Source organism: Terrabacter sp. Soil810, assembly GCF_001429645.1.
Taxonomy (GTDB): Bacteria; Actinomycetota; Actinomycetes; order Actinomycetales; family Dermatophilaceae; genus Terrabacter.
Genome location: NZ_LMSW01000016.1, coordinates 343,154 through 350,356 on the forward strand (window position 1 = coordinate 343,154; position 7,203 = coordinate 350,356).

The window sequence follows — 7,203 nt, forward strand, 5'->3', positions numbered from 1 at the left end:
TTCGCCCGCCGACACCGCCGAGGTGTCGTCCACAAGGTCGGGCAGGATGGGGGCATGCCCAGCACGCCCGACGCCCGCGAGCTGACGCTCGCCGACTTCCCGGTCCATCGCCCGGTGACGACCCGGTGGTCCGACAACGACATGTACGGCCACCTCAACAACGCCGTCTACTACGAGCTGTTCGACTCGGCGATCAACGGCTGGCAGGCCGAGCACGTGACGGTCGACCCGATGACCGACTCGACTCAGGGCGTCGTGGCCGAGTCGTCGTGCGCCTTCTACGCCGAGGTGGCCTTCCCGGCGCCGCTCGTCGTCGGCGTTCGCGTGGTGCGGCTCGGCCGGAGCAGCGTCACCTACCAGCTCGGACTCTTCGTCGACCCCGAGCGGGGCGCGGCGCCCGACGCCGCGATCAAGGCGCTCGGGCACTGGGTGCACGTCGAGATCGACGCCGCGACCCGCCGCCCGACCCCCATCCCCGATCACCTGCGCGCCCTCATGGAGACGGCGGTGGTGGAGGTCCCCGCATGAGCGAGGGGCCGCTCGAGGAGTCGTGGGAGTCGTGGACGACCCGCATCGCCGCCGACCTCGCGGCGCTCACCGAGGACGACTGGCTGACCTTCACCGTGCACGTGTCGTCACAGGCGGCGAGCACGTATGCCGCCGAGCGGGCTCCCCGAGGCCGGCGCCGGGGCGGCGCGCGGCCGGCTCGACCGGCGCGCGTCCCGGACGTCTTCGTGCAGGCACGGCGGCTCGAGGGCGTGCTCGCGCTCGAGTGCATCGGTGACACGCAGTTCGAGGGTCTGACCGACCTGACGAGCGACCAGCAGGCCGCCCTCGCCGACCTCGGCTGGGAGCGCGAGGGCGACGAGCCGGAGTTCAGCCGCGCCCTCGACAGCGCGGCGGAGGCGGCGGGGCTGCTCCGGGCGAGCCTGGCCGGGGTGCTCGGCGCGGCCACGCCGGCCGACGTCGACATCCGGCGCGCTGAACGCCCCTGACCCGCCCGCCCGACTGACGGCCCGTGCCCGGCGCCTCAGCGACCGGCTGCGACCCGCTTCGCCGCTCGCTTCATGACGGCGGTGTAGGCCGGGCGGGCGAACCGCTTGGCCCGCCACGCGACGTGGCCGTCGCGGTCGGTGAGGATGACGTCGCGGCGGGCGTCGATGCCGCGGACGACGACGGCCGCGATCTCGTCGGCGGTGCGCTTCGAGCCGCTCACCATCTTCTTGCCGGCCTCCTCCATCTCGGTGTCCGCGCCCTGGAACGACGACCCGAGGTTGGTCCGGAAGAACGACGGGCACACGACCGAGACGTCGATGCCGTGCGGGGCGAGCTCGTGCGACAGGGTCTCGCTCAGGGCGACCACGCCGGCCTTGACGGTGTTGTAGGCGGCCATCCCGGGGGCGTGGACGAGGCCGGCGAGCGACGCGGTGTTGACGATGTGCCCGTTGCCCTGCTCCTTGAGGAGGGGCGTGAACGTGCGGCAGCCGCGGACGACACCGAGCAGGTTGATGTCGACGATCCAGTGCCACTCGTCCATCGTCGCCACGTCGATGCGCCCACCGGCGGCGACGCCGGCGTTGTTGACGAGCAGGTCCAGCCCACCCCAGGTCTCGCGCACGTGGGCGAGGGCCGCGGCCCACGCCTCGTCGCTGCGCACGTCGAGCGGGAGGTAGGCCGCCGCGTCCGGGAGCGCGTCGGGCCGGTCGGCCTGCAGGTCGGTCGCGAGCACGTGGTCGCCGCGGGCGACGAGGGCGCGCACGAGCGCGAGCCCGAGGCCGGACGCACCGCCGGTGACCAGGACGCGGCGCGGGGACGTGGGGGCGGAGCTCCGGACGCGGAGCGAGCGGGACGGCATACGGCCCAACCTACTGGCGGACGGTGAGCGTCACCTTGCCGTGGGCGCGGCGCTCGTCGATCTCGCCGAGGGCGGCCGCGACGTCGTCGAGCGGGTGCCGCGCGCCGATGGGCGGTGCGAGCGCGCCGCTCTCGAGGAGCGGGAGGATCGCGTCCCACTGGGTGCGCAGGTAGGTCGGGTCGGGCATCCAGAAGGCACCCCACCCGACGCCGACGACGCTGATGTTGCCCAGCAGGAGTCGGTTGACCTTGACCTCGGGGATCTGGCCGGCGGTGAAGCCGATGACGAGCAGTCGCCCCTCGGGGGCGAGGCTGCGGAGGCTGTCGGTGAAGCGGTCGCCGCCCACCGGGTCGACGACGACGTCGACGCCGCGCCCGTCCGTGAGCTCCTTCGCGGCGGCGAGGAAGCCGTCGGCGAGCACGATGTGGTGCGCGCCGGCAGCGCGGGCGGTCTCGATCTTGTCGTCGGACGACACGACGGCGATGACGCGGGCGTCCATGGCACGGGCCAGCTGGATGGCGGCCGTGCCGATGCCACCGGCGGCGCCGTGGACGAGCACGGTCTCGCCGCGCTCGAGCTGGCCGCGACGGGTCAGGGCGAAGTGGACGGTGAGGTAGTTCATCGGCAGTGCCGCGCCGGCCTGGAACGACACGGCGTCGGGCAGCGGGAAGACCATCGCCTCGGGCACGGCGACCGTCTCGGCGAAGGCGCCGAGCACCGGGAAGGCCGCGACGCGGTCGCCGACGCTGAAGGCGCTGCCCTCCGCGACCTCACGGACGACGCCTGCGCACTCGGCGCCCGGGACGAAGGGCAGGTCCGGGCGCATCTGGTAGAGCCCCCGGCTCATGAGGACGTCGGGGAAGCTCACCCCGGCCTCGTGGACGTCGACGAGGACGTGACCGGGAGCCGCCGCGGGCTCGTCGACCTCGCCGACGGTGACGGACGCCGGCCCGTCGAGGCTCGTGACTCGTGCGGCGCGCATGGGGCTCCTCATCGTCGGTGGCGAGATCTCGACCCTAGCCGCCCGCAGGTCCACACTGGACGGGTCGGCAGACGGGTGCCGCGGGACCAGGAGGCGACCATGGGCGTGGCCAACCGGATGATGCGTGCGGGCAACTCGGCGCACGTGGCGCTCTACCGCCGCTTCGACGTGGGCTTCCTTCGCTCCGTCAAGGGCATGCCGATCCTCCTGCTCACCGTGGCCGGTCGGTCGTCCGGCACCCTGCGGACCAGCCCGGTCGGCTACTTCCTCGACGACGGGTCCTACGTCGTGTGCGGGAGCGCCGGTGGTGCCGCGGCGGAGCCACAGTGGTTCCGCAACCTCCGGCACGCCGACACGGCCACGATCGAGGTCGGCGACGAGCGGATGGAGGTGGACGTCCACGTCGCCCACGGCGACGAGCGCGACCGCCTGTGGCGGCGCCTCCTCGAGGTCGCGCCGTTCTTCGGCGGCTACGAGGCCAAGGCCGCCGGCCGCGTCATCCCGCTGGCCGCCCTGACGCCGAGGGCACCGGCGTCCGCGGCGCCGTGATCGTGAACGTCGCCCGGAGCAGGTCGGCGTCGCGCGAGCTCGGTCCGACCCGGAGCTCGAACTCGCCCGGCTCCACGATGCGGCGTCCCGCCGCGTCGACGATGGAGCAGGCCGCGGCCGGGACCTCGATGCGGGTGGTGACCGACGCGCCGGCCGGCACCGTGACGCGACGGAACGCCTTGAGCTCCTTGGCCGCCCACGTGACGCTCGTGACGACGTCGGTCACATAGGCCTGCACGACCTCGTATGCCGTCCGCTGCCCCGTGTTGGTCAGCGTGACCTCCGCGGCCACGACGTCGTCGGGGGAGAGGTCGGTGGCGTCGAGGGTGAGGTCGGACCACTCGACGGTCGTGTAGGTCAGGCCCTCGCCGAAGACGAACTGCGGCTCCTGGGTCAGGTCGGCGTAGCGGTGGCCGTGCTGCCCGCGCACCTGGTTGTAGTAGGTCGGCTGCTGGCCGACGTGGCGCGGGACGGAGACGGGAAGCCGGCCGGCGGGCTCGATGCGGCCGAGGACGAGCTCGGCGACGGCACGGCCGCCGCGCATCCCGGGGCTGAAGGCCTCGATGACCGCCGCTGCGCGCAGGGCGCTGGGCGGCAGGACGCTGGGCTTGGAGTGCAGCAGCACGACGACGACCGGGGTGCCGGTGCCGTCGAGCGCGTCGACGATGGCGTCGAGGAGCGCGACCTGGCCGCCCTGGAGGTCGAGGGTCGCGGTCGAGCAGCCTTCCCCCGTCAGGGCGATCGTGTCGCCGAGGACGACGACGGCGAGGTCTGCCGAGCTCGCGGTCGCGACGGCGTCGGCGAGCTGGTCGGGGTCGACGGGCGCCGCCGCCGAGACCGGCGGGCGCGGCTGCCCGTCGGGGAAGAGAGGGCCATCCGGGTCGGGCACGAGGGTCTCGATCTCGGCTCCGCGAGCATGGGTGACGGTCCACGACGGCGGGACGACGGCCCGGAAGCCGTCGAGCACGGTCTCGACCGTCTCGCGCGGGTGCCCGTCCGGCATCCAGTCCACCTGGCCCGAGGCCCCCGCCCAGTCGCCGAGGTTGGCCTGCGGGTCGTCGGCGTTGGGGCCGATGACGGCGGCGGTGCGCGGGGCGAGGTCGGTCGCGTCGGGGGCGCCCACGGCATACGGCAGCGAGCCGTCGTTGGTGAGCAGCACGAGCGACCGGCGGGCCACGTCGAGGTTGAGGGCGGCGTGCTCGGCGGAGCCGATGACGAGGCGCTGGCGCTCGCCGTCCGGCGGGCGGGGGTTCTCGAAGAGGCCGAGCTCGAGCTTGACGCGCAGCACCCGGCGGGCGGCCTCGTCGATGTCGCGCTCGTCGAGCAGGCCGCGGGCGACGGCCTCCTGCGCGGCCTCGAAGAAGGCGGGTGTCGTCATGACGAGGTCGTTGCCGGCACGCACCGCGACCGCCGCCGCCTCGACGTCGTCGGCGCAGACCTTCTGCTCCCAGACCATGCGGCCGACGTTGTCCCAGTCGGTGACGAGGGTGCCGGTGAAGCCCCACTCCCCCTTGAGCACCTCGTCGAGGAGCCAGCCGTTGGCCGTCACGGGGACGCCGTCGATCGCCTGGTAGCCGAGCATGAAGGTGCGGCAGCCCTCCTGGACGGCACGCTCGAACGGCGGGAGGAACCACGACGTCAGCTTGCGGCGGCTGAGGTCGGCCTCGCTCGCGTCACGGCCGCCCTGGGTCTCGGAGTAGCCGGCGAAGTGCTTGGCGCACGCGAGGACGGCGGTCGGGTCGGTGAGGCCGTCGCCCTGGTAGCCGCGGACCATCGCCGCGCCGAGCTCGCCGATGAGGTGCGGGTCCTCGCCGAACGTCTCGCCGACCCGGCCCCAGCGCAGGTCGCGGGTGATGCAGAGGACCGGCGAGAAGGTCCAGTGGACGCCGGTCGCGGAGACCTCGACAGCGGTGGCCCGTGCGGCCTGCTCGACGAGCTCGGGGTCCCACGAGCACGCCATGCCGAGCTGGGTGGGGAAGATCGTCGCGCCCGGCCAGAAAGAGTGGCCGTGGATGCAGTCGTCCGCCGTGAGGAGCGGGATGCCGAGCCGGGTCTGCTCGGCGAGGGCGATGGCCTCGAGCATCCGCTCGGGGGAGGTGTGCAGGATCGAGCCGGCCAGCTTCGTGTGGACGATGTCGGTCAGGTCGCCGCGCGCGTCGAGCTGGAGCATCTGGCCGACCTTCTCGGGCAGCGTCATCCGGCCGATGAGGTCGTCGAGGCGCTCCTCGACCGGCAGCGACGCGTCGCGGTACGGCGGTGGGCTCTGGGGGTCGGCGTGGCGGTCGGCAGCGTTGTCGGGCACGCCTCGACGCTAGCCGACCGTGTCGACCTAGGCTGGCAGGGTGATCGAGCCCCTGACGCGACTGCCCGACGGGACCATCAAGCAGGTCAACCCCTTCACCGGCACGAAGGTCTGGACGCTGCCCGGCCGCGGGGCCCGGCCCCTCGGCATCCCCAGGCCGGATCCCCGCCCGCTGGACCCCGCCGAACACGACCGGCACTGCGCCTTCTGCTGGGGACGGATGATCGAGACGACCCCCGAGATCGCCCGGGTCGTCCGCGACGGCTCGTCGTGGCGCGAGGTGCGGGGACTCGTCGCGGAGCAGCTCGGCGACACCGTGCCGGAACTCCGGCTCTTCCCGAACCTCTTCGAGATCCTCACCTACGACTACTGGCACCTGACCCACGGATACGAGCCGACGCCCGAGTCGCTGGCGCACCGGACCGCATACCTCTCGACGCCCGCAGGGCGCGCGCACGTGACGGCGCTGGCGCGCATCCGGATGCGTTCGCGGGGCGTGTCGGGCGCTGGGGCCGAGCCGCTCGACGAGGACGACCTCGAGCGCGAGGCGGTCGGGCTCTTCGCCGGTAATCACCAGGTCGTCGTGGCCCGACGGCACTTCGTCGACGGTGCGACGGACGACACGCAGAACGCCGCAGCGGGGACGCTGACGCCCGAAGAGCACTGGCAGTACACGCGATTCACGATCACGGCCGTGTGTGACCTCTACCGCGGCAACCCGCACGCCCGCTACGTGTCGGCGTTCCAGAACTGGCTGCGGCCGGCGGGCGCGTCGTTCGACCACCTGCACAAGCAGCTCGTCGCCATCGACGAGCCGGGGGTCGACCTCGAGCGCGAGACGGAGCGGGTGCGGGCCGAGCCGGACCTCTTCGCGCGGTGGGGGCCGCAGTACGCCGAGGCACAGGGGCTCGTCGTCGCCCGCACCCCGACGGCCGCGGCCTTCGCCGGCATCGGCCACCAGTACCCGGCGCTCGTCGTCTACACGTCCAACACGTCGCGCCGCCCGTGGGAGCTCTCGGAGGACGAGGTGCGCGACTTCTCCGACCTCGTGCACGCGTGCCACGCCGCGACGGGCGCCGACGTGCCGACCAACGAGGAGTGGCACCACGGCCCGCCGTCGCTCGACCTGCCCGTGCCGCTGCGCGCCGTCATCAAGTGGCGGGTCTCGACGCTGGCCGGCTTCGAGGGCGGCACGAAGATCTACGTCAACACGATCGACCCGTGGGCGGTGCGTGAGCGCACGCTGACCCGGCTGCGGGCGCTGGCCGACGAGGGCCTCGTGTCGGACCGCATCGACATCGCCTGAGGCGGGGCGGTCCGGTCAGACCTCGCTCCGGACCGCGCGGTCGGGCATTCCGCGCGAGCGCACCCACGACGTCGAAACAGACCGCGGGACAGAGCGATTCGCTGTGCACAATCACCAACAAGACCCTTGAGACGGTATCGAACCTATGTTCTGCATATCTGCTTAGGTGAAGTCGGGTATGCCGGTTTCTGGTTTGAGAAGGTCCTTGA

Annotated in this window: 7 protein-coding genes; 4 read left to right on the forward strand and 3 right to left on the reverse strand. The window is 73.1% G+C overall.

What is annotated here, in order from left to right; translation table 11 throughout:
* The first annotated feature begins 54 nt into the window (after positions 1–54).
* Both ASG96_RS22385 and ASG96_RS22390 read left to right on the forward strand, forming a co-directional pair.
* On the forward strand, positions 55–528 hold the full coding sequence (locus ASG96_RS22385; protein WP_056751415.1) for a thioesterase family protein: 474 nt from the start codon (positions 55–57) through the stop codon (positions 526–528).
* Positions 525–995 carry a hypothetical protein gene (locus ASG96_RS22390; RefSeq protein WP_057589446.1) on the forward strand — a complete coding sequence of 157 codons (471 nt, stop codon included), beginning with the start codon at positions 525–527 and terminating at the stop codon, positions 993–995. The genes ASG96_RS22385 and ASG96_RS22390 overlap by 4 nt, the downstream gene beginning before the upstream one ends.
* Positions 996–1,030: 35 nt before the next feature.
* Here ASG96_RS22390 and ASG96_RS22395 read toward each other — a convergent pair whose 3' ends face one another.
* Entirely contained in the window at positions 1,031–1,855 is an 825-nt protein-coding gene (locus ASG96_RS22395; protein WP_057589447.1) for an SDR family NAD(P)-dependent oxidoreductase, read from the reverse strand.
* 10 nt (positions 1,856–1,865) lie between these two features.
* Positions 1,866–2,837, reverse strand: a complete 972-nt coding sequence (locus ASG96_RS22400; protein ID WP_057589448.1) for an NADPH:quinone oxidoreductase family protein — start codon at positions 2,835–2,837, stop codon at positions 1,866–1,868.
* 99 nt (positions 2,838–2,936) lie between these two features.
* On the opposite strand from ASG96_RS22400, the gene ASG96_RS22405 reads away from it, so the two are divergent.
* Positions 2,937–3,386: a nitroreductase/quinone reductase family protein gene (locus tag ASG96_RS22405; RefSeq protein WP_057589449.1), complete on the forward strand. Its 450-nt coding sequence runs from the start codon at positions 2,937–2,939 to the stop codon at positions 3,384–3,386.
* On the opposite strand, the gene ASG96_RS22410 is transcribed toward ASG96_RS22405, so the two are convergent.
* Positions 3,334–5,688, reverse strand: coding sequence for a glycoside hydrolase family 3 N-terminal domain-containing protein (locus ASG96_RS22410; RefSeq protein WP_057589450.1), 2,355 nt, complete (start codon positions 5,686–5,688; stop codon positions 3,334–3,336). The two genes, ASG96_RS22405 and ASG96_RS22410, sit on opposite strands and share 53 nt — an antisense overlap.
* 40 nt (positions 5,689–5,728) lie before the next feature.
* Between ASG96_RS22410 and ASG96_RS22415 the strand changes: the two genes are divergently transcribed.
* Positions 5,729–6,994, forward strand: coding sequence for a DUF4921 family protein (locus tag ASG96_RS22415; RefSeq protein ID WP_056751400.1), 1,266 nt, complete (start codon positions 5,729–5,731; stop codon positions 6,992–6,994).
* Positions 6,995–7,203: the final 209 nt, after the last annotated feature.

What these genes read in the sequence shown, in the direction of transcription:
- ASG96_RS22390 (WP_057589446.1), top strand. Translation starts at nt 525, where the DNA reads ATGAGCGAGGGGCCGCTCGAGGAGTCGTGGGAGTCGTGGACGACCCGC.
- ASG96_RS22385 (WP_056751415.1), top strand. Translation starts at nt 55, where the DNA reads ATGCCCAGCACGCCCGACGCCCGCGAGCTGACGCTCGCCGACTTCCCG.
- ASG96_RS22405 (WP_057589449.1), top strand. Translation starts at nt 2,937, where the DNA reads ATGGGCGTGGCCAACCGGATGATGCGTGCGGGCAACTCGGCGCACGTG.
- ASG96_RS22395 (WP_057589447.1), bottom strand. Translation starts at nt 1,855, where the DNA reads ATGCCGTCCCGCTCGCTCCGCGTCCGGAGCTCCGCCCCCACGTCCCCG.
- ASG96_RS22400 (WP_057589448.1), bottom strand. Translation starts at nt 2,837, where the DNA reads ATGCGCGCCGCACGAGTCACGAGCCTCGACGGGCCGGCGTCCGTCACC.